Source organism: Hahella sp. HN01, from assembly GCF_018986435.1.
Classification (GTDB): domain Bacteria; phylum Pseudomonadota; class Gammaproteobacteria; order Pseudomonadales; family Oleiphilaceae; genus Hahella.
On sequence record NZ_JAHMIN010000033.1, the window covers coordinates 1 to 22,194 of the forward strand.

Consider the following 22,194-nt stretch of genomic DNA (forward strand, 5'->3'; position numbering starts at 1 on the left):
GGCGTTGGCGTTGGCGTTGGCGTTGGCGTTGGCGTTGGCGTTGGCGTTGATTCCAGTGAGCTATCCCAGCCCGTTTGTTCTATCAATACTTCCAGTAGATGATCAAAGTCGAAGGGTTTGCCGACATGCTCGTTCATCCCCACGGAGAGGGCCGCCTCACGATCTGAGGACATGGCATTGGCGGTCATGGCGATAATCGGCAACGCATTCATTTTCAGTTTGCCGCGAATCTCACGGGTGGCGGTATAGCCATCCATGCCCGGCATCTGGATATCCATCAGCACCGCATCAAACATCGACTCCGCGCTCTGTATCGCCGCCACCGCTTCCAGACCGTCCCCGGCAATGCTTACATTCGCCCCTTCGCTCTGCAGCAGCTCCATGGCCACTTGCTGATTGGTCGGGTTGTCCTCAACCAGCAAGATGGTCATCCCATGCAGGCGTTTACCCGCGGCTGCACCGTTGACGCGATTGCGGGAGCGATCCAACTTCAGGGTATCCGAGGCGGCGTCAAGAATCATGGAGGCGGTCACGGGTTTGGTGAGATAACCGTCAATCGTGTTCGGCGAAGACAGGCGACGACGCTCCATCTCATCACGGGCCTGAGCGCTCACCATCATGATCAGCGGCGCCTGGCCCGCCGGATATTGCGCCTTGATCAGCTCTGCGGCCCGCCAGCCATCCATGCCGGGCATCATCCAGTCCATCAGCACCAGGTTGTAAGGCGTGGCGAAATCCGCCGCCTCCATTAACTTGTCGACGCCCTCCTCGCCGCTGACTGCGATCTCCACCGTCCAGCCAAACGATTCAATCACGCCTCTGAGCACTTCTCTGGCGCTGGCGTTATCATCCACCACCAACACACGCAGCCGTTTAGGCAGACTGCAGGCTTTTTTCGCCGCATTCCATGGCTGCGCCCGGAGACAAGAGATAGAAAAGCGGAACAGGCTGCCCTCGCCTTCCTTGCTTTCCGCTGTAATTTCCCCCCCCATCAAACGCACCAGACGCCGACAGATAGCCAATCCCAGACCCGCGCCGCCGAAGCGCCGGGCGGTTGACGCCTCCGCCTGCGTGAAGCCTTCGAAGATGCGCTGCAACTGCTCTGGAGAGATGCCGATACCGGTGTCGCGCACAGCGAATGACAAAACCAGATTATCGTCTTGCGCAGACTCCAGTCTGACGGCAATCTCCACTTCGCCCTGCTCCGTGAACTTCACGGCATTGCCCGCCAGGTTAATCAGAATCTGCTGTAAACGCAGGCCATCCAGCTCCAGCCAGTCAGGAATTTTCGGATCAACGTCGAACAGCACCTCCAGCGGTTTATCGCCGATATTGGCAGTGATAATGACCGCCACATCCTGCAGCAGCTTATCCAGACTGCAGGGTTCCAAATCCAGGGTCAGTTTGCCGGCTTCGATTTTAGAGAAGTCCAGAATGTCGTTAAGAATGCCCAGCAAAGCCCGGGCGGAAGACTCCGCCTTCTGCACATAGTCTCGCTGACGCTCTTCCAGATCGGTGCGCTTGAGTAAGTTGACCATCCCCAGAATCGCGTTCATGGGGGTACGGATTTCGTGGCTCATATTGGCCAGAAATTCCGATTTCGCATTGCTGGCTTTATCCGCCATGGCCTTGGCTTCACGCAGACGCTGTTCGTACTCACGCTGTTCCGTGATATCTCGGTTGACGCCAAGCACCAATATCGGTTTACCCAGATCATTGAATTCCACCACCGCGGCGGCCTGCACATAGCGCACTTCTCCACTGGGGCGCACGATACGATAAATGGGGTCATATACACCCTCGCCCGCCAGCGCCGCCTCCAGCTTCGCCACCGTGGTCGCTTCGTCCTCCGGATGCAGCGCATTGCGCCAGTGGCGATGGCTAAGACCGCCTTTATTCAATTCATAGGGAGCTTGGTAGATCTCGAACATCTGCCGGTTCCAGGTGAGTGTGTCGCTCTCCAGGTCCCAGGTCCAGATTCCCAGCTCAGCCACTTCCGCCGCTTTCAGCAGCTGATCGCGCATGGAAGTCAGATTACGTCTGTCCTGCACCTGCCGGGAGATATCCGTGGCGACGCCAAGGTAGCCGCTGGTCCGGTTATTTTCATCGCGCAGCTCGGTCACAGAGAGTTGCACAGGAAAACGGGAACCGTCTTTACGCACATAAGTCCATTCGTGTTCATTGGGCAGGCCGCGCTTGGTCTTGGCGATGAATACCTCAAAGCCCGGCGCCAGTTTCTCATCCAGTTCTTCGGAAAACTCCCGCGCCCGCGCCGCCACTTCCTCCCGCAAATGGAAAACCGCAGGCGTTCTTTTGCCCACCATTTCCTTCGTGCTGTATCCCAGCATGCGCTCCGCAGCGGGATTAAAAAGCGTGATCACGCCCTCCAGGTCCGTGGCGATAATCGCATTGCCGGCATTGTTGAGAATCGCCTGTTGCAGCGCCAGATAGCGCTGTATTTCCGCCGTCCGCGCCTCGACCTGACGTTCCAGAGACGCATTCAATTCGCGAATTTGATTCTCTATGGAGATCTGGCGGCTGATATCGCGAATCGTCTTGGCGGCGCCGACAATCTCTCCATCCGCGTTTCTGATCGGCGATACGGACACCGACACTTCCACCATCCGGCCATTCTTGCATTTACGCTGAGTATTGAAGGGTTTCACAGGTTCACCCTCTCCAATCATGCGCAAGATATTTTCTTCTTCCGCCACTCTCTCCGACGGCACAGTGAGCTTTTGTACGAAACGCCCAATCGCCTCATCGCGACGAAAGCCGAACATCAATTCGGCGCCCCGATTCCAATCCGTAATGACGCCGTCCAGATCCATCCCCAAAACCGCATCCTGGGCGCTCTCCACAATCGCCGCCAATCGCGCCTGCCCGGCGCTGACCAGTTGCCGCTGCCGCATGTTCAGCCAATAGAGGTACAAGAAGCCGCCGACCACCGCCATACCGCCAAGCAAAGCCAGCATGATATTCGAAACGATACGCCCAACTCGTTTCTCAGCCATCTCCTGAGGGTAGGTAATGTAGAGCTTTAGAAAGCGGTCCGGCTGCCCCTCCTGCAAAGGCAGATCCCGACTCGTTACCAGTAATCGGCCCTCCTCTTCTCCTTCAAATAAAGACATGGCGCCGAACAAGTCAGCATCGACCTGCTCCTGTGTAAATTCATCCTCCCAGACATGTCGCCTGCCCAGGTCGAACCCGAACGTTTTGTTATCATCAGGATGAATCAAAAAGTCGCCGGCCTGATTAGTGAGGTAAATGTTATATCCCGGCGGCGTCTGCTCCGTAATGTCGGCAAACATGAACTCCGTGCTCATATTGATCACCAGAACGCCGAACACAGAGCCGGCGGAGTTAATAACCGGAGTCGCCACCCTGATTGTCGGCACATGCGGCCATTGCACCATCCCGTATTCACGATTCAGGTTCAGGTCTGACACATACAAAGAGCCGGGCGGAATCAAAATCGCCTCTTGGAAGTAGCCTTGTTGCGCTTTCGGCTGCAGCTCGTCATCCGAGACAATCTCTGGAAGCTCACCGATGCGGTCGACCCTGACGATCTCCCTGCCGCCGTCCGCAACGCCAATTAAACGCACCTGAGTGACCTCGGGATGAGTCACCACATAGCCGGAGAAAATCGTATTCAAGCGCCGCCGCCACAGCGCCAGGGAACTATCTTCCCTGACATCGTAGCCATCGTTTTCCGAAGCGCGCACGATGCCTTGAATGGGAGGAGTGAAGAGGAGAAAGCGCACATCGTGGGAAAGCCCTTCCAGTCGCTGGGTGAACTTCTCCGAACGGAAAGCAATCTGCGCCTGCATCAGTGAGTCCGTTTCCGCATAAAGCCGGCGACGCTCAACGCCGATACTGATGTAAATTACAAGCAGACAGACGCCGACAACGACTATCAGCGCAGATAGGATTCGCCATTGAGCTGAGGAGGATTTCCCTGACATCCAAGCTCCCGTCGCCTGTTCGGCGGGCCCGAACAAGCGCCGCCGCCAATGGCCAGCCGCCTCCTCGCGCCAGAATGAGAAGCCGCCCCGCCAGGATTTATGACGACGCCGCTTTTTATCTATAAGAGATTAGCTGAAAAATCAGGACTACGCGGGTTCGTGTTTAGTCGCTTTGTTACGGCGTCACGGCTCTCCTGCATTAAAGCCACGAAAAGTGAGCTTTTTAGTACGCTTTTTTTGTTGGGAGTATCGACTTCATGACTATAAGCGCGCCAATATATAAAGCAGTGGCGCTATAGAGCGCAATGGTATAGCCATGCATGAAGCATATTTCTACAGTAAAGTTATTTATCCCCCACTGCGCCCCGAACCATCCAAGCATTACTAACGAAAAGGCAATCGCCAGGATTGTACGTCGCTCCCATAATGACGATATTGAGGCCAAATAGTATTTCTTCCTCCTACTCCAACTGAAAGTCGTAATAGCGTAAAAGAAGTATACGAATATGCTTGCCACCAACGGCGCAGATAATATGTCCAGTATTCCAAACGGGATATTGTACTTAGTCATCCAATACACTAGCGTGATGGAAGCTAAAACCCAAATGACAATTTTTAAAAATGTACGAGGCATTTTTCTCCCTGCATTTATTACTCTAATATAATGACCCTCCACGCCTATAAATAACGGAAATTCTTGGCGCGCACATACACCGAATACAATATCCCGGTCGATTAGCGCAAAGACGATAGATCAAAGGAAAGCTCTATGAAAGTAATATCAAAAGAAAACGCCGAGCATTACATCTGGGGAGAACGCTGCGACGGCTGGCATCTGGTTAAAAGTCCAACCTTAAGCGTCATCCAGGAACGAGTTCCCAGCGGCTGCTCGGAAGTGCGCCACCTGCATCAAAAGTCGGAACAGTTCTTCTTCATCCTGTCCGGCGTTGCGACGCTGGAGGTCAGCGGAGAAACCTATACCCTGCATCCTCACCAGGGCAAGCATGTCCCCGCCGGCGCGCCTCATCAACTAAGGAACGAGTCAACAGAGGACTTAATTTTCACGGTAACCTCAACCCCGCCCAGCCATGGGGATCGGATTGAGCAGAATAAATAGAGGGAACGGTCAGCAAGGCAAGGGATATTTCACCTGCCTCTGTGCGAGCCTTCAACATAATTATAGAGATACTGCGCATCTGTCTCCTCAGATTATCGCAAACGTTCCATAGAAATACGCCACCCCAGTTTTAGCGCATCAAATAGATCAAACTTAGATCGCCGGCATTGAATTAATATTCCAACGGAGAACATGAAATGAGCTGGTATGCAGTCAAGAGCCTTTACCATTTTGGAATCAAGGAGTCAGGCAAAAATATTTACGAAGAACGCATCGTATGTTTTAAAGCGAAGAATTTCGATTCCGCTCACGCAAAAGCCTTAAAGGAAGCTGAGAAATACGCAAAGGACTGCAACTTCGAGTTACACCCGGAGCAAAATGCTTATAAACAAGACGGAAAAAAACTGAGAAACGGGTATGAAATATGGTCTGTATTATATGAGTCAGACCTGGACCTGGAGGCTTTCTATAATGAGCACTATCTCAAGTATGACTACAATCCCGATTCCTAAAGCGCTTCACACAAGAGTTTAAAGGGCCGCATACAAAGTATTGCTCACGCCCCAACCATAAGTGCGCCCCTGTCGTCAGGCTTATTAAGCCCTCCTCACTCCGGCTTCCGATAAGCCATGACCTGACAATATTTCCGATAGGCCAGGTCGCGACACTCTTCCTCTGGGGTCAGCATATCCGGTTGAATGCCGGTGAGTTCCATCAGACGGCGCTCCAGTTCAGATTGCGCCTCAATGTCGCCCTCATGGGAGATATGTCTGACGGTAATGCCTTCACGTTGCAGAGCATAGGCGATCAGCAGGCTACGGTGGCAGCTGGCGGGGTCTTTCTCGGCGCACATCAGGGCGATGCGAAAGCCTTTATCCATTCCGTCTTTCAGTCTTTCCACCCCACTCTGAAACAAATCGGATTGAATCAGGCGGTCAAACTGCACCTGTCGGCTTTCGTCGTAGTGGGCCGGGTCTTTGGAACGCGGTCCCAATTCCTCGCCAAGATAGACGTAACGTAATCCATGCTCCTTGAGGTGCTGGATCAAGGTTTCCCGATGGTAGTCGTGAAAGGCGCGACTATATGGCACAGAACGAACATCAGCGACCACGTCGATACGATGGTTCTGCAACTGGCTGATAAAGACGGCTACCGGTTTGGTGGCGTAACCAATGCTGTAAAGAGAAGGCGTTGAGGCGCTCATTCCGATGTGACTTTCGTCGGCTCCAAAGTCAACCAGCGTTCATCTATCCGAGTGGAGAAGCCCGCTGCGCGCGGATGTCCGCCGCCGCCGAACTTTATCGCCACGTCCGCTACATTGACGCCATCTTCCGTGGATCGTAGCGACCAGCCGCGTTTACCGCCTTTATCACTATACCCTGCCGCGAAGGGATGCCCTTGCGCCAGCACATTGAGCAACTCACTGGTCACCGCTAGTGGACAGTTAACAATAGGCACCGCATAGCCGGCGATTTCCCCCATCACCGCTCGTGCCTTGTAATACTCGATCATCTGTTCACGAAACCGGTTAATGGCGCGTCCCTCGTCCGCCAGACGCGACAAGGCCGCCCCTGACTGCGCCAGCTCATCCCATACCTCAAAGTCCTTGGGATAAGACATCAGCGCCGCATTGACGTCACGGCTGTCAGCGATGCGCCACTGCCAAAGGTCGCGGTCCTGAATCATCGCCAGCAAAGCTGGAGGCGGGTCTTCGTGAAAATACTCCCAGGCGATTACCGCGCCAGAGCGGCTCATATCAAAAGTCAGACTCAAATTCGGGCATTCCTGATCCAACCCGGCGACCTCTTCCGCCGCGCTGATATGGTGATCCAGCACGATAACGGCGTCAGCGCTGGCGCACAGTTGCTTCAACGCCTCTCGCTTGTAACAGAAGTCCAGCAGGTAAACGCGCTTGCCCGCGCAGTCCGGCGGCGGTTCGCCGTGGGTCGCTGCGTAGTAGTCCGCATCCTGTTTATCCAACATTGTCAGACGTCGGTACGCCGCATAAGCCGCGCCGAAGCCATCGAGGCAATTGCCATGATAAATTACGAGAGTCTGAGTCACCGATCACTCACCTTAACAGTCCTTATAACTGCATATATACGATAAGTTCAGAGGACGGCTCAACGCCACTTTCCGGTAAGCCAAAATGAAAAAGCCCGACTCTCCTTCAGGAAAGCCGGGCTTTCGTAGAGCAGAAACAGCCTATGGCAACAGCATGCCGCGGATCATGAAATACAACAGGGCCGCCAGCAACGCTGACACAGGCACTGTAATAACCCAGGCGGCCACAATCTTCTTGATGCTGGCGCGCTTGACCAGTTCTTCACGATACACATGCTTCAAACGCTTGCGCTCTTCTTTGGTGAGAGGCACGTCTTCTTTGTGCTTTTTGGCCTGCTTCAACATCTGCTTCATGTCTTCCACAGACGCTTTTTCGAAGTTGTTCAGGAACTTCTGCAGCTTCTCACGCTCCAGGCCCGCATGTTCATCCAGAATAAGGTGCAGCTGGCTGGCGTAGTTCACTTTCAGGTATTCCCGCAGGAAGCCCACGCCAAAGACCGCGCCGACAGCGATATGAGTGGAGCTGACCGGCAAGCCCAACTGAGAGGCCACAATTACCGTGATCGCCGCGGCCAGCGCGATACAGAAAGCCCGCGTCTTATCCAGCTCGGTGATCTCGTTGCCGACCGTCTTGATCAGCTTTGGTCCGTACAGCAGCAGACCAATGGAGATACCCAACGCGCCGACCATCATTACCCACAACGGAATGGACGCCTTTTGCACGATACCGTGGTTAACGATAGCGTCATTGATCGCCGCCAACGGCCCGATTGCGTTGGCCACGTCATTGGCGCCATGGGCGAAGCTCAGCAACGCCGCTGCGAAAATCAAAGGCACAGTGAACAACTTGTTGACGCTTTCACGGGTGTTTTCCATTTTCCGTGCGGCGCGGCCCACCAACGGCAACAGCGCAAAATACAGCGCGGCGGCGGCGGCCAGCCCCGCCAGCAAGGCAGTCATGAAATCCAGCTTGATGATGTTTTTGGTGCCTTTCAACAGCAGGTAAGTGACGAACGCCCACGCCATGATCGCGATAAGAACAGGAACGTAACGACGGGCTGCGCCCAGTTTGTCTTCTTCATACAACATGGAGCGCTTGATGAAGTACAGGGTTCCCGCCGCGATAACGCCGCCCAATGCCGGCGAAATGACCCAGCTGGCTACGATAGCGCCCATTTGTCCCCAGTTCGCAACGCCAAAGCCGCCGGCTGCAACGCCCGCGCCCAGTACGCCGCCAACAATGGAGTGCGTGGTGGATACCGGCGCGCCCAGGTAGGTCGCCACGTTCAGCCACAGCGCGCCGGCTAACAGCGCAGCCATCATCAGCCAAATAAAGGTGGTTGAATCTTGAATGAACTCCGGGTTGATAATGCCGTTCTTGATGGTGCTGACTACGTTGCCCCCGGCGACCAGCGCGCCCAGCGCTTCAAATATCGCCGCCAGCGCCAGCGCGCCCAGCAGAGTGATCGCTTTCGAGCCCACAGCGGGCCCCATATTATTGGCTACGTCGTTGGCGCCGATATTCAACGCCATATAACCACCGATCATAGCGGCGACTACAAGCAGATATCCTCCCTCAAGATCGCCGATCCGAAGATTGGTGTATATCAGGATGCCCAGAATAAAAAGTAGCGCAATACCAATGCGAGCCAGTTCTTGCTGCCCACTGGAGGCGGCCTCTTCCAACTGACCCAGGTTGCGAAACTCCATCAGATTTTCCCCTCAGTAAATTTGAAGGCGCAACTTTAACAAAACAGTCATCTGATGGACATAGTCCAAAATCGCGGAAATAACGGCTATTAACGGGGAAATTCCTGGAAGATTGATCTGCGTCTCGCCAGGTTATTGATTCAACCGATTATTTTGTATACATTAAGCGAGTTCGTGCATCAAGAGAAGGACTGACGTCCTCACCAACCTGCCGACCTGGGCAAGGTGGTGCCAGAACCGTTACAGGAAACATTTTGTTTAAGTCATTAATGTCGATTACCAAACGAATTACCAAGGGCATGTTACCAACCGGTAAATAAGCCCCGATCGTTTGCGCCTCTTTAGGCAATAGACATTAGAAAAAACTCCCACGTGCGGGAATGACTTAATCAAAAGACTGTTTTCCGGGTTCTGAGATGTGGCCATCCTGGCAACTCACAGGCAAGCCCCACGTCAGTTCTCGCACGTTTTAATCGATAGTATTAACGTGGAGAACCAAGAACATGTCATTAACCGCTTCAATAGCAGATCAAGCTGAGGCGCATGAGCTTCAGGATCAGCCCGAGCTACCGCCGCCCGGTCTCGAACAGCTTCTCACGTCCGGCGCGACGATCAGTCATTACGTTCACCTTTGTCCCCTGTATGTTTGGATGGCGCACGGCTCATACCGGTGCAAAACTCAGGGAAGCCACGCCTGCTATTGGGTCTACGCGGAATACCGCGATCGCCGCGGCGCCAGTCGTTACGCCAGCTTCCGGTTTTCTTCCGCGCAACAGGCGCTGGATTTCGTACGCTTCAGACTGGCCGCTATTTCACTGCCGGGAATCAGCTCCGAACAAACCCATCGCCGCCCGTTAGGTTAATCCGACGGGCGCCGCCTGATTTCCTGAACTTTCGCCGACCGCCGCCATCGCATTCCGAAATAATATTTAACAGTTGTTGCGGGAAATACCTGATAGTGTCGGCAATTTATCGAATATATGTGGACTATAATAGAAACAGTCACTTGCAGAGGCGGCCATAACAATAAGACATGACAGAGCGTAACCGCAAAACCAACTTCCATCTGTTAAGCGCAGTCCTCGACGAAGAAGCCAAAGTCGTTAGCGTCATTAAAGCGCTGGCTTATGCGGCGTCCTTCATGTCCTTCGTTATCGGCGTGAAGTCCTGGCTGTGGTCCCATACTGCGCACGCATCCGCGCTGTTCCTGTTTTGCGCGCTGATGCTGATGAACGTGATTTCCTACAACCGCACTCTCAATCAGCAACTGTTCAAAACCCTGTTCTTGTGGCTGGTGGGTCTTTTATTCCTGTATCTCATCGCCGGCGGCGGCGAGAGCAATACCGGCATTCTGTGGTTTTACGTGTTCCCGCCCTTCGTCTTTTATGTGGCGGGGCTGCGCACCGGCAGCTGGATGTTGATCATCATGGTGGCGCTGATCGCCATTATCTTCCGTTTCCCGGAACTCCCCTGGGTGCGCACCGTCTACAATCTGGATTTCCAACTTCGCTTCGCCGCCACGGTTTCCTTCGTCTCCGTCTTCGCCTTTGTAATGGACCATTCCAGACGCAAGGCGCGCCAGGAGCTGATCAATATGGCGCGCCTTTATGAGAAAGCAGCCCGCACCGACGAGCTGACTCAGTTGCCGAACCGACGCGACATGCAGCAACAGCTTGAGAAAGAGTATTTCCGCTACAAACGTCACGGCAGCCACTTTTCGGTGATCCTGCTGGATATCGATCACTTCAAGATGATCAATGACACATACGGCCACGACGCCGGCGACTTCGTACTGATGAAAATTTCAGAGTTATTGGTCAACGCCTGCCGCAAAATGGACATGGCGGCGCGCTGGGGTGGCGAGGAGTTCCTCATTCAATTGCCGGATACCTCATTGGTGCAGGCCCTGACTTTGGCGGAAAGGCTACGCAAGAGCATCGAGGCCAGTCCGCTGCAGTACAAAAACCAGGATATCAGCTACACCATCAGTTGCGGCGTCTGCTCCATCAGTCAGGCGAAGGATCTGGCCTCTCTATTAAAGCAGGCGGACGTCAATCTGTATCAGGCCAAAATCAAAGGCCGCAACATGGTGATTCCGTTAGTTGTGCAAAAAGCCAGCGAGGATGAGCCCGTCTAAGCCCGTCAAGTCATCGCCATAATCGCGTCCCACTCATGGGATTCTACCGGCATCACGGAAAGCCGGCTGCGTTTGACCAGCGCCATATCCTGAAGCGCCGGATTCAGCTTAATCTCTCCCAGCGGAACGACCTTTTTCAATTTGCGCACGAATTTCACTGAGACGCACCACCAGCGGGGGTTCTCCTCCGTGGACTTGGGGTCGTAATACGGCGACTCCGGATCAAAAGAGGACGGGTCCGGGTAGGCTTCCCGGCAGACTTCCGCGATACCCGCCACGCCCGGTTCGGGGCAACTGCTGTGATAGATGAACACCTGATCTCCCACTTTCATATCGTCGCGCATAAAATTACGCGCCTGATAATTCCGCACGCCATCCCAGCCGGACACGCCTTCCGGCGAGTTCGCCAGATCATCGATGCTAAATGCGTCAGGTTCAGTTTTCATCAGCCAGTACGCCATAGGTTTGTCCTCCTGTTGAGATGCGGGATGGCGGGGTCTAAACAATAAATGCAAAGCCGGGAAAATTCTAATGCGGCGCACTCCGATAACAAATCCTGGCGGAGACGCTTAAAATTCCTGGCGCGGATGCTTACAATACCCGACTGAATTAATCGGACATTGAATCGTCCCAGTAACCGGGAAAGAGTATGAAAAAGATTGTTATCTGCGTCGGCACGGTGTACGGCGCCGCGCTGGAAACCGCCGAAGCGGTGCAAAAGGCGCTGAATGAGGAAGGATATGAAGCCCGGGTGGCGCAAAATCCCACTCTGGAAGACATCACGGAAACAGACTCCGCCGCGCTGATCTGCACCTCCACCACCGGCAGCGGCGACCTGCCCGACAACATCGCGCCTTTATATACGGCGCTGACCACGCAATTCCCCAATATCGTCGGCAAGCCCTTTGGCGTTATTACCCTGGGCGACAGCTCTTATTTCGACAGTTATTGCGGCGCAGGCGAGCTGATGGAGCACGCCATGACCGAGCTGGCGGCGGTGAAAGTGGGAGACGGTCTCAAGATCGACGCGATGGAAACCGCCGATCCCGCCGCAGAAGCCGTCGCCTGGGCGCAAACCTGGGCGCAGCAATTGGCCTAACCGCTCTCGTCGTCACGCCTGTCTACGACTACTTTCAACAGGCCATTGATTCGCAATGGCCTTCCCTTTCTCTCTCCGATGAACGCCCCAGGTTGGCGTGATCGCCCATCCCTACCTAATCTTAAGTTGTATACGCCGCCTTCGCTTCTCCCCATTACCGCCTTGATGGGGCGACGCTAATTGCTGAATTCAAAAGAACAATGCCAAATATCAAAGCGTTCCTGTTCCTATGTCTGCTCGCGCTAAGCGCCCACTGCCTGGGGGAAGCAGCGCCGCGCAACTATGTCAGCGCGGAGGATAAGGCGATACCGGTTGTCGACTACTGGCGGGACGTTACCGGGGAAGAAAGCCTGGAGGAACTGCTCAGCCACGCCGACCACTCTTGGGAGACCATCGCCGCCAACCACGCCAATTTCGGCTATACCAAAGACAGCTTCTGGTTCCGTTTCACCCTGGCCAACGCCACCGATAAGCCGAAACGTCGTCTGCTCGTAGTCCGAGCGCCTCATCTGGATGATGTTGTCTTTGTCGAGCTGATCAATGGCGAGGTCGTCCGGCGCAGCCAGACCGGCGAATACTACCCGTTCAGTCAACGGGAGACCCTGCATCCTCTTTATATCTACCCCGTGGAGCTGGAGCCCGGCGAAGCTCATGAATTTATGTTCCGCATTCAAAGCGAGGGCTCCCTGAGTCTGCCTCTGGAAATATGGAAGGAAGACGCGTTCTACCTGCGCAATGATCGGGAGGCCCTCACTCACGGACTTTATTACGGCTTCCTGCTCTTCGTCGTCACCTTCAACCTGTTTATTTTTCTGGCGCTCAGAGAGCCCATGTATCTGTTCTACGTCATCTTTACCCTGATGATTCTACTGGTGCAGGCGACGTTGCAAGGCCGCACCTTCCAGTTCCTCTGGCCCACCGTACCGCAGCTGCAGAACTTCACTATCCTGGTATCCGTGCCGCTAATCGCGCTGTCGGCGGCGGAGTTTTCCCGGCGTTTCCTGAAACTACCCGTCAAAGCCCCGCGCCTGAATTACCTGTTGATCGGCGTCAGCATCGCCGGAGCGGCTTCAATCGTCGGCGTATTCGCCGCGCCGCCGCACCTGTCAAAAGGCGTGTCCACCGCGTTAGTGCTGGTGACCGACCTGATACTTGTCATTATCGGCCCCTATCTCTGGTGGAAAGGCGTGCGCTCCGCTCGCCTGTTTACCTGCGCCTGGCTGATGCTGGAGTTGGGCGCCAGTTTGACCCTGTTACTGGTTCTGGGGGTCGTTCCCCATAACCTGCTGACCGCCTACGGTTTCGAAATCGGCTCCGCCGCGGAAGCCGTGCTGCTGTCGGTCGCCATTGTAGAGCGCATCTATGTTGAACGGAACGAGCGCCTCAAAGCCCAGGAGCAAATCATCGAAGAGCAGCAGGAACTGCAATTGCTCGAACAACGTCGTTTATATGAGGCTACCCACAGCCATGTCACCGAGCTGCCCAGCCGCGCCTACCTGGAGCGCTTCATCACCGATCGCATCAGCGCCAGGCCCGGCGGTGCCTTTATGGCCTGCCTGATCAGCCTGCAGCGCTACCGTGACATAGACCGCACCCTGGGCAATGAAAACGCGCGCCAGCTGATGTATCAGATCGCTCATCAGCTCAATGAGTTCGTCGAAACGCTGGATGGCGTCATCCCTATTGAGCAGTCCGTACAGGGGCCGCTCTACGTGGCGTCCCTGGACGAAATCACCCTGGCGATGCTGCTGGAGCGGCGTCGCGACAGCGAAGACGACCAGGAAGTGCTGGCTCTGTCGAAGTTTCTGGGGCAACGCATCCAGTTCGGCTACCTTTCTCTCGATCTAGATCCACGCTTTGGCCTGGCGGCCTACCCCCATCACACGGACAGCGCCGAAGGCCTGTTGCGACTGGCGCGCATCGCCTTGGACGCCACCCATCACAGCAAGGGCTGCGCTGCGGTTTACCAGTCCCAGTACAACCCTTACAGCGAGCGGCGCCTCACCCTGCTGGCGGAGTTGGACAAAGCCATCGACGCCAATAAGCTCAGTCTGCATTTCCAACCGCAATTGGACATTGAGGCCGATGTCATTACCGGGTTTGAGGCGTTGATCCGCTGGACTCATGACGACTTCGGCCAGGTGTTCCCGGATGAGTTCATCCCCTTGGCGGAGCAGGCCGGACATATCACCAAACTCACACTCTGGGTGATCAAACAGGCTCTGGGCCATCTACAGGAGTTAAGCGAAGCCGGCTATGAGGACATCGGTATTGCGGTAAATATTTCCATGGTGGATCTGGAGAACAACAGCTTTATCGAGAAGGTGCAACGATTACTGGCTGGCGCCAGCGTTCCCCCGGCGCGACTGACGCTTGAACTCACAGAGACCGCACTCATGCGCGATCCCGAGGGGGCGCTATCGGCGCTGCAGGCCCTCAGAGCGGCAGGCGTATTGATTGCGCTGGACGACTTCGGCGTGGGTTACTCCTCTCTCTCCTATATCAAAAAGCTGCCCCTGCATAAGGTGAAAATTGACCGCTCCCTGGTCAGCGATCTCGCCAGCGCGCCGGACGCCGGCGTCGTGGCGCGCACCGCCATCGATATGTCCCATGGACTGGGCTACGAGGCGATTGCGGAAGGCGTGGAGGATGTCGAATCGCTCAATCTGCTGCGATCCATGGATTGCCGTTACATTCAGGGATACTGGCTGGCCCGGCCGATGCCCTGGGAGTTCGCCATCGAGTGGCTGCGCACTTACGCCGCCCATGCTCAAGAGCGGGCGGCGGAGCGGGATATGCGCGCCAAGTCCGGCTGAGGCGGTTACAGCGCGGATATTGCGCGGGTTTCGCCGATTTTCATAACTCGTCTCTGCGGCCCAGAGCCAGGAGCCATAAAACGGTCTCGCGGCTCCCAGAACGGCTCAGTGGTCAGTCGCACCGTGCCCCAATGCATTCCCACCAGTCGCGCCGCCTTCAGGTCCTTGCCCATTGAAACCGCTTCTTCCGGGCTGGCGTGCACCCCCGCGAAAACTTCCCGCGGCGCATAAGCGCCGATAGGCACTAGGACGATATCATAAGGGCCGGTTAACTCGCCAATGCGCTTAAACTCATCGCCATATCCGGTATCGCCGGCGAAGAAACATTTAACCCCCCCACCTTCTATCGCAAAGCTCGCCCATAATGTCTGGTCCGCATCCCAGAGGGAGCGCCCGGAAAAGTGGTAAGCCGGCAACGCGGTATACAGCACCCCGTGAATACGGCAGCTCTGATACCAGTCCAACTCGACAACCTTGCGGTACCCAAGGCGGATAAAATCCGGGCGCAGCCCCAAGGTTGTCACAACCTGCACATTTTCCTTGTTCTTCACCCGCGCCAGCGTCGGCGCGTCAAAATGGTCATAGTGATTGTGGGACATGACGATGACGTCGACATCCAGATCTTCAATCTGCAGCGGCGACGCCACCAGACGCTTGGGGCCGCTGAACTGCAAAGGCGAAGCCCGCTCTCCCAGGAACGGGTCCGTCAGTATTCTCTGATCCCCCAGACGCAGATAAAAGCAGGACTGCCCCAGCCAAGTCAGACTTTGCTCCGCCTGCGCCGCCGCTAACTCCGCCATCGCCGCATCACGATGCAGACAATGATCGTGAGTGGCGCGCACCGGGTCATTGCCATGACGGAACAGCTCCCACAGGACTTTCGCCATCTCCGAGGAATGCCGGCCATCATGATGCCCTCCTGGCGGAGACCGGAAGCGACCGCCTACATGGTGGGGGCGATTGCGGTATGCGTGGGGAACATCCAGGTCCAGTATTTTGGTCATGCGCCAGTCTCTCGGTGATAATAGAAATCTCCACCTCCGAACTATCCAGAGGCGTTTAATGTTACGAATAAAGCATGCTCTGAGGCTCAATCCGTGCGTCGACGAATCAGCGCCTCCTGGGCAGTGGAGGCCACCAGCCGACCAGAACGGTCATAAATCAGGCCGCGATTAAAACCGCGTCCATGGGAGGCGCTGGGACTGTCCATCGCGTACAGCAACCAGTCATCCACGCGAAAGTCGCGATGAAACCAGACCGCGTGATCCAGACTCGCCACCTGCATGCCGCGTTGGAAAAAAGAGACCCCGTGAGGGTGCAGGCTGGTTCCCAACAGACCGAAATCCGATGCATACGCCAATACGCAGTGATGCCAACGCACGCCCTCAGGCATGTCGCGCACCGCACGAAACCAGTTGTACTTTTTCGGCTCCTGCTTCTCGGGATTCAGAGGATTAACCTGATTCAACGGACGAATCTCAATCGGGCGCTCACGGGTCAGCTGTTCACGACGACTCTCAGGAATCAGATCCTTGAAGCGACGACGCATCTCCAACTCCGATACGATGCCCTCCGGCCCTGTTACGTCAACCATCGGCTCCTGATGCTCAAACCCCTGTTCAGGCGTCTGGAACGAAACCATGAGAGTAAGTATTTCCTTACCATGCTGGCGGGCGGCGACGCGCCTGGCGCTGAACGAGCGGCCGTCACGAATCGGCGTCACCTCATAAATAATGTCATGGTCAGGGTCGCCAGCGCGCAAAAAATAGGCATGCAGGCTATGGGCGACCCGCGTCTCATCCACCGTGCGGTAGGCCGCCATCAACGCCTGACCGACAACCTGACCGCCAAATACGTTTTTAAATCCCAGGTCTTCGCTTGAGCCCTGAAACAGGCAATCATCAAGCGCGTGCAGCTGCAACAAATCCAACAGTTTCTGGACTACATCGTTCATCTTGCTTTCCTGTTTGAGTAGGTCATAAAACTTTAACTGACCGCCGGCCAGCAGTAAATCAACCCGCTTTTCGGGACGGCTTGCGTCGAATTTCAAATGCTCCTAACCTAAAGCAGGTCGCCTTAGCGATAAGCGCCCCGTCCTTTTATTGACTTGGAAGACGTCTAAGTATAAAAAGCAGCCCGCAGCTATCGGGCTGGCTAACGATCAATACTACAGCTTCCGGAGACCGGCAAAATGAAAAACGCCGTCAACATCGCCTTTCCCGACCCCGCTTATTCGCACGCCTGTCCGGGCTGCGGTCGTCCAGCTCAATGCGATCTGGAGAAAGGCAAATCCACATGCTGGTGCTTCTCCCTCCCGCCTTCGGGACTGACCTCCGAGTTATTCACGGAAGGCGCGAAGTGTTACTGCAGAAGCTGTCTGAACGAGCGCCTGAAAGCCAAACAAAGTGAGACGGACGCGGCTGACTGAGCATCATTGAAAAGCGCTAGCGCCGACTTCAACTGCAAGGGGCGAGTCTGTCGCCGCCGTGAACCGTCGATGATTCTGAATATAATGATAATCCAGGTTTGGTAAACTTTGGCCCGGCGTCATTTTGAGCTAGTATGCCAGCCAAATAACGTACAACAGAACGACATAAGAAAAGTTCAACTGGGGAAGACAGATAGACTCTGCATTCGGCTTTGTCGCCGCCTCAAATCAAACACGGACTACCGAATAATGTTTATTTCCAAAAAGCTATATCGTCTATTCACCGCCTCCTCTTTGGCCCTGGCTATCGCAGCCTGCAGCAGCACGCCCGTGCTGAAGCAGGAGCCCGCCGCCGTTTCTCTGGATGAGGCGAAGCAGCTATACGCCCAAATGGAAACCGCGCGCGACAATGGTGTGCATCTGTACGCGCCGGACGCTTATGGAAAAGCCGTGGAAGCCTATAATGAAGCGCTGGACCTTTCCCGCAGCAAACCCACTGTCGCCGCCGCCAAGGCCCAGGCTGGCCTGACCTACGCAGCCCAGGCGGAAAAGCAGGCGGACGCCGCCCGCGGAAAACTGCAGGCCATTGCGAACGCCCGTCAGGCGGCGATAGCCGTGAGTGGAGATGAGCTGCTCGGAGACGAGTTCGCTTCCGCCGACAAGCAACTGCGCGATATCGCCGCGCAACTGGAGAAGCAACCCGGCGCCGACAACAGCAAGGCCCAGACCGCCCTCGCAGGCGTATACCGGGATATCGAACTGCGCTCACTGAAACTGGACGTGACAGGCAAAGCCCGCAAGGCGATCGAACAGGCCCGCAAAGAAGATATCGACGACCGCGCTCCTAAAACCCTGCGGGTAGCGGAAGAGGAAATGTTGCTGGCCCTGTCCACACTGGAAAATGACCGCACGCAACAGGAAAAGGCTCGTCGTCACGCCAACAGCGCCCTGACCCAGGTGCAACACGCCCGCGCCATCGCCGCCCAGGCCGCAGACTTCGACGCCAAAGACGCCAGTCTGGAAGATATTTTACTCTGGCATGAGGCCAGACTGGCCGAGGCCGTGCAGCCTGTCGTTCCCGAGATTCCTTTCGAGAAAGGGCCTGCGCAGGTCAAAGAATCCATCAACGAAGCCCTGAACCGTCTACAGCAAGAAAAGCTGACCCTGCGTCATGCTTTGGCTGAAGCGGAAGTTCGAGAGGTCCAAAGCGCAGCCAGCCTGGAGACAATGAAGCAGGAAATGGATCAGAAGCTGCTGGCGGTCCAGTTGGAGACTGACGCGGCCAAACGCGCCAGCGAGGAAATCCAACGCCGCTTTGAGTTCGTGCAGGAACTGTTTACCCTGACGGAAGCCGATGTTTACCGGCAGAACGCCAATGTGCTGATCCGCGCCCACGGCTTCAAGTTCGCCTCCGGCTCCAGTGAAGTGCAACGTGACAACGTCACCCTGCTGAACAAGATCATCGACGCAATTGAAGCCTTCCCCAATTGCAAAATTCGCATTTCCGGTCATACTGACAACCGCGGCGACCGGGCCCTGAACCAGTCTCTTTCTGAGAAGCGCGCCAGCAACGTCGCCAGTTTCCTCGCCAATGTGGGCAGCATAGATTCCAGCCGGATAGAAGCAGAAGGCTTCGGAGCCTCCCGTCCGGTGGCGAACAACGACACCAAAGAAGGGCGCGCGGCTAATCGCAGAGTTGAAGTGCTGATTATCAACGACGCCAATCTACCTTAGTTCAATATTTCCTTGGTAACTTATGAAAATAGCCATTTTGTCGCGCAATCCTTCTCTTTATTCCACCTCCCGTTTGAAGGAGGCAGGTGAAAAAAGGGGGCATGAGGTGCATGTAATCGACACACTGCGTTGTTACATGAACATGGCGACCCACAAACCCACCATCCATTACCAGGGTCAGGTGCTGGAAGGGTTTGACGCCATCATTCCCCGGATCGGCGCATCCATCACTTTCTACGGCACGGCGGTATTGCGCCAGTTCGAAATGATGGGAGTATTTCCGTTGAATGAGTCCGTGGCCATCTCACGCGCCCGCGACAAATTGCGCTCATTGCAGTTGCTCTCACGCAAAGGCGTGGGCATGCCGGTCACCGGATTCGCCCACTCCCCTGACGACATTCGCGACCTGATATCCATGGTCGGCGGCGCGCCGCTGGTCATCAAGTTACTGGAAGGCACGCAAGGCATTGGCGTGGTGCTGGCGGAAACCCGCAAGGCTGCGGAAAGCGTTATCGAAGCCTTTATGGGCTTGAAAGCCAACATTCTGGTGCAAGAGTTCATCAAGGAAGCTGGCGGCGCCGATATCCGCTGCTTCGTCGTCGGCGATAAAGTAGTCGCCGCCATGAAGAGGCAGGCGCAGCCGGGCGAATTCCGCTCCAATCTGCATCGGGGCGGCCAAGCGTCCGTGATCAAGATTACTCCTGAGGAGCGTTCCACCGCGGTAAGAGCCGCCCGCGTCATGGGCTTAAATGTAGCTGGCGTCGACTTGCTGCGCTCCAACCACGGTCCATTGGTCATGGAGGTCAACTCTTCACCAGGTCTGGAAGGCATTGAGAACGCAACCGGCAAGGATATCGCCGGTTTGATTTACGCCTTTATCGAGAAGAAGATTCAGGAGAATAAATCCAGCACCCGCACCAAAGGTCAGGGCTGAGATAACAAGGGCCCCGTTCAGTCGTTATGAATGGGGTCCAGTTGCTGAGCCAGTTTCTGCTTTTCCATCACATGCGCGCCAGTTAACGCAAACCCTTCCAATGCGCCCTTGGCGTTGACGAACAGGGCTTTGACGTCGCACTCTCCGGACTGCTCCACTTGCCAGTCGCCTTCCGCGCCAACCGGCGGCGGAGCCACCACTACCGGACAAGCCGGCGTTTTCACCACTACCGGCATCACCCCGTAACTGACCTTGGTCGGCTCCCCCGCCAAACTCTTCGCCAGAGCTTTTGCGCATGCCATCAGCGGCAGGACATACAACAGCACATGCCCGTCCACTTCCGCGCAATCGCCCAATGCATAGACATCCGGCGCGCTGGTGCGCATCTCCCGGTCCACGACAATGCCTCGGTTAACCTGAACGCCAGCATGTTTGGCGAGAGACGTACGCGGTCGCAGTCCGACGGCTGACAGCACGATATCCGCCTGCACCTTGACGCCGTTATCCAATGTCAGCGCCACGCCGTCGCCAGTATCCTCCACCGCTGTCGCCACTTGTCCCAAATGGAATACCGCGCCTTGGCCCTGCAAGCCTTTCACTACCGCATCGCCAGCGGCCTTCGGCAGCATGCCCGGTAGCGCCGTATCGGAGGGCGCAATCAGCGCCACCTCGTAACCGCCTTGCAACAGGTCGTTGGCGAACTCACAGCCGATCAAGCCCGCGCCGAGAATCGCCACTCTCTTTTTCTCTTGCAAGGCTTCGCGAATGCGACGGTAATCCATTAAGTCATTCACCGCGAAAACCTTGCCTGCGCCGGAGCCGGGTATATTCAAATGGATCAGATCCGCGCCCCAGGCCAGCACCAGTTTGCTGTACTCCACCGCCTCATCCCCGATGTACAAACGATGGCCTTCCGGGTCCAGCGCCGTTACCGTGGCGAAGGTGCGCACTTCGATATTCAATTGCTCCGCCATCTTGCCGGGGTCCGCCATGGACAGTTGATCCGCGGTTTTGGCTTTAGCGAAGCCAGTGGAGAGCATCGGCTTGGAGTATGAATGGCCGTCGTCCGCCGTCAGCATCAGCACCGGCGCGTCTTTATTGAGTTTGCGGAACTCACGGGCCAGCGTATAGCCAGCGAGACCGGTTCCGATAATGACGATGGGCGCAGTATCCGGCATGACGTATCCTTTTATGTTTCCAGTAGAGAGTGGAGCGGTTTGGAGAGCGAATTAACCGATTTGAATCATTTCAAAGTCTTCTTTGCCGACGCCGCAGTCTGGGCAAATCCAGTCTTCCGGCACATCTTCCCAGCGGGTTCCGGGAGCGATACCGTCTTCGGGCCAGCCTTCCGCCTCATCATAAATGTATCCGCACACCACACATTGCCATTTACGCATCACAGTATCCTATTCAAATTTGTCAAAAAAGCCGCAAAGAGCTTCTTATTTATGGTAAAACGCCTGATTCACAGTGAGTGCATTTATAAGGTTCCGGCCGGCATTGATCAAGTCATTCCGGGGCTAAATCGTTATACTAGGCTTTGTTGAAGCGCCGGCGTCGCCAACAAAGCCGGTAACTTTTATAAATTCTTAGAACATTCATCATCACAACGGTAACTCTCAGGTAATTCCAATGTCCCATAATATGGAAAACATGCAGCAGGTATTTCAGGAAGCAGACTGCCTATTCGACGAAACACAGGTAGACCAGGCTATTGAACGTCTGGCGCAGGAAATCACGGCGCAGCTGAAAGACAGCAACCCTTTGGTGTATTGCGTGATGACCGGCGGCGTCGTGTTCGCAGGCAAGCTGCTTCCCAAGCTGCGCTTTCCGCTAGAAGTCAGTTATATTCACGCCACCCGCTACAACAACCAGACCAGCGGCGGAGGTCTGAAATGGAAAGTGGAGCCGGCCGAAAACCTGGAAGGACGCACGGTCATCATCCTTGACGATATCCTTGATGAAGGCGCTACCCTGCACGCCATCTGCGATTACTGCCAGGACAAGAAGCCGGAAAAAGTCTACACCGCCGTGCTGGTGGACAAACAGCATGAACGCAAGGTCTACCCCGGCCAGAAGTGCGATTTCACTGGCCTGGAAGTCGCCGACCGCTACATATTCGGTTATGGCATGGACTACAAAGGCTACTGGCGCAACGCACCCGGCATCTACGCCGTAAAAGGCCTTTAA

General features: G+C 55.5%; 19 protein-coding genes and 1 riboswitch. Of the genes, 10 read left to right on the forward strand and 9 right to left on the reverse strand.

What is annotated here, in order from left to right; translation table 11 throughout:
* Positions 1-3,965 (reverse strand): PAS domain S-box protein (locus KP814_RS25055; RefSeq protein ID WP_216739349.1); only part of this gene is annotated, 3,965 nt, incomplete at its 3' end.
* Between the two features lie 769 nt (positions 3,966-4,734).
* Between KP814_RS25055 and KP814_RS25060 the strand changes: the two genes are divergently transcribed.
* The gene (locus KP814_RS25060) at positions 4,735-5,082 is read left to right on the forward strand and encodes a cupin domain-containing protein (RefSeq protein ID WP_216739350.1); all 348 of its coding nucleotides are present in this window, start codon (positions 4,735-4,737) and stop codon (positions 5,080-5,082) included.
* A gap of 197 nt (positions 5,083-5,279) precedes the next feature.
* Positions 5,280-5,594 carry a DUF4288 domain-containing protein gene (locus KP814_RS25065; protein WP_216739351.1) on the forward strand — a complete coding sequence of 105 codons (315 nt, stop codon included), beginning with the start codon at positions 5,280-5,282 and terminating at the stop codon, positions 5,592-5,594.
* A 95-nt stretch (positions 5,595-5,689) separates the two neighbouring features.
* On the opposite strand, the gene KP814_RS25070 is transcribed toward KP814_RS25065, so the two are convergent.
* The 3 genes from KP814_RS25070 to KP814_RS25080 form a co-directional block, all read right to left on the reverse strand.
* Positions 5,690-6,286: a DUF488 family protein gene (locus KP814_RS25070; RefSeq protein ID WP_216739352.1), complete on the reverse strand. Its 597-nt coding sequence runs from the start codon at positions 6,284-6,286 to the stop codon at positions 5,690-5,692.
* Entirely contained in the window at positions 6,283-7,146 is an 864-nt protein-coding gene (locus KP814_RS33500) for a DHHA1 domain-containing protein (RefSeq protein WP_216739353.1), read from the reverse strand. The genes KP814_RS25070 and KP814_RS33500 overlap by 4 nt, the downstream gene beginning before the upstream one ends.
* A gap of 141 nt (positions 7,147-7,287) precedes the next feature.
* Positions 7,288-8,856 carry an inorganic phosphate transporter gene (locus tag KP814_RS25080; RefSeq protein ID WP_216739354.1) on the reverse strand — a complete coding sequence of 523 codons (1,569 nt, stop codon included), beginning with the start codon at positions 8,854-8,856 and terminating at the stop codon, positions 7,288-7,290.
* A gap of 171 nt (positions 8,857-9,027) precedes the next feature.
* A riboswitch (SAM-I-IV-variant riboswitch) is annotated at positions 9,028-9,120 on the forward strand.
* Between the two features lie 239 nt (positions 9,121-9,359).
* Here KP814_RS25080 and KP814_RS25085 point away from each other — a divergent pair.
* Entirely contained in the window at positions 9,360-9,719 is a 360-nt protein-coding gene (locus KP814_RS25085) for a hypothetical protein (RefSeq protein ID WP_216739355.1), read from the forward strand.
* A 170-nt stretch (positions 9,720-9,889) separates the two neighbouring features.
* A complete protein-coding gene (locus KP814_RS25090) occupies positions 9,890-10,993 on the forward strand; it encodes a GGDEF domain-containing protein (RefSeq protein ID WP_127968350.1) in 1,104 nt (367 codons plus the stop codon).
* Positions 10,994-10,998: 5 nt separating this feature from the next.
* On the opposite strand, the gene KP814_RS25095 is transcribed toward KP814_RS25090, so the two are convergent.
* Positions 10,999-11,454: an EVE domain-containing protein gene (locus KP814_RS25095; protein WP_216739356.1), complete on the reverse strand. Its 456-nt coding sequence runs from the start codon at positions 11,452-11,454 to the stop codon at positions 10,999-11,001.
* A gap of 188 nt (positions 11,455-11,642) precedes the next feature.
* Here KP814_RS25095 and KP814_RS25100 point away from each other — a divergent pair, with 188 nt between their 5' ends.
* Together KP814_RS25100 and KP814_RS25105 are read left to right on the forward strand one after the other, a co-directional pair.
* Entirely contained in the window at positions 11,643-12,092 is a 450-nt protein-coding gene (locus KP814_RS25100; protein WP_216739357.1) for a flavodoxin, read from the forward strand.
* Positions 12,093-12,292: 200 nt separating this feature from the next.
* Entirely contained in the window at positions 12,293-14,908 is a 2,616-nt protein-coding gene (locus tag KP814_RS25105; protein WP_216739358.1) for an EAL domain-containing protein, read from the forward strand.
* A 5-nt stretch (positions 14,909-14,913) separates the two neighbouring features.
* Here the strand turns inward: KP814_RS25105 and KP814_RS25110 are convergent, their stop codons facing one another.
* Positions 14,914-15,912: an MBL fold metallo-hydrolase gene (locus KP814_RS25110; protein ID WP_216739359.1), complete on the reverse strand. Its 999-nt coding sequence runs from the start codon at positions 15,910-15,912 to the stop codon at positions 14,914-14,916.
* A gap of 86 nt (positions 15,913-15,998) precedes the next feature.
* A complete protein-coding gene (gene tesB, locus KP814_RS25115) occupies positions 15,999-16,862 on the reverse strand; it encodes an acyl-CoA thioesterase II (protein WP_216739360.1) in 864 nt (287 codons plus the stop codon).
* 237 nt (positions 16,863-17,099) lie between these two features.
* On the opposite strand from tesB, the gene KP814_RS25120 reads away from it, so the two are divergent.
* From KP814_RS25120 to rimK, 3 genes are all read left to right on the forward strand, one after another.
* Entirely contained in the window at positions 17,100-17,336 is a 237-nt protein-coding gene (locus KP814_RS25120) for a cysteine-rich CWC family protein (RefSeq protein ID WP_216739361.1), read from the forward strand.
* Between the two features lie 249 nt (positions 17,337-17,585).
* Positions 17,586-19,070: an OmpA family protein gene (locus KP814_RS25125; RefSeq protein WP_216739362.1), complete on the forward strand. Its 1,485-nt coding sequence runs from the start codon at positions 17,586-17,588 to the stop codon at positions 19,068-19,070.
* A 22-nt stretch (positions 19,071-19,092) separates the two neighbouring features.
* Positions 19,093-20,004, forward strand: a complete 912-nt coding sequence (gene rimK, locus KP814_RS25130) for a 30S ribosomal protein S6--L-glutamate ligase (protein WP_127968342.1) — start codon at positions 19,093-19,095, stop codon at positions 20,002-20,004.
* Positions 20,005-20,021: 17 nt separating this feature from the next.
* Here rimK and KP814_RS25135 read toward each other — a convergent pair whose 3' ends face one another.
* Both KP814_RS25135 and rd read right to left on the reverse strand, forming a co-directional pair.
* A complete protein-coding gene (locus tag KP814_RS25135) occupies positions 20,022-21,182 on the reverse strand; it encodes an NAD(P)/FAD-dependent oxidoreductase (RefSeq protein ID WP_216739363.1) in 1,161 nt (386 codons plus the stop codon).
* A 51-nt stretch (positions 21,183-21,233) separates the two neighbouring features.
* Positions 21,234-21,401: a rubredoxin gene (rd, locus tag KP814_RS25140; protein WP_011394749.1), complete on the reverse strand. Its 168-nt coding sequence runs from the start codon at positions 21,399-21,401 to the stop codon at positions 21,234-21,236.
* Positions 21,402-21,636: 235 nt separating this feature from the next.
* Between rd and KP814_RS25145 the strand changes: the two genes are divergently transcribed.
* Positions 21,637-22,194 carry a hypoxanthine-guanine phosphoribosyltransferase gene (locus KP814_RS25145; protein ID WP_216739364.1) on the forward strand — a complete coding sequence of 186 codons (558 nt, stop codon included), beginning with the start codon at positions 21,637-21,639 and terminating at the stop codon, positions 22,192-22,194.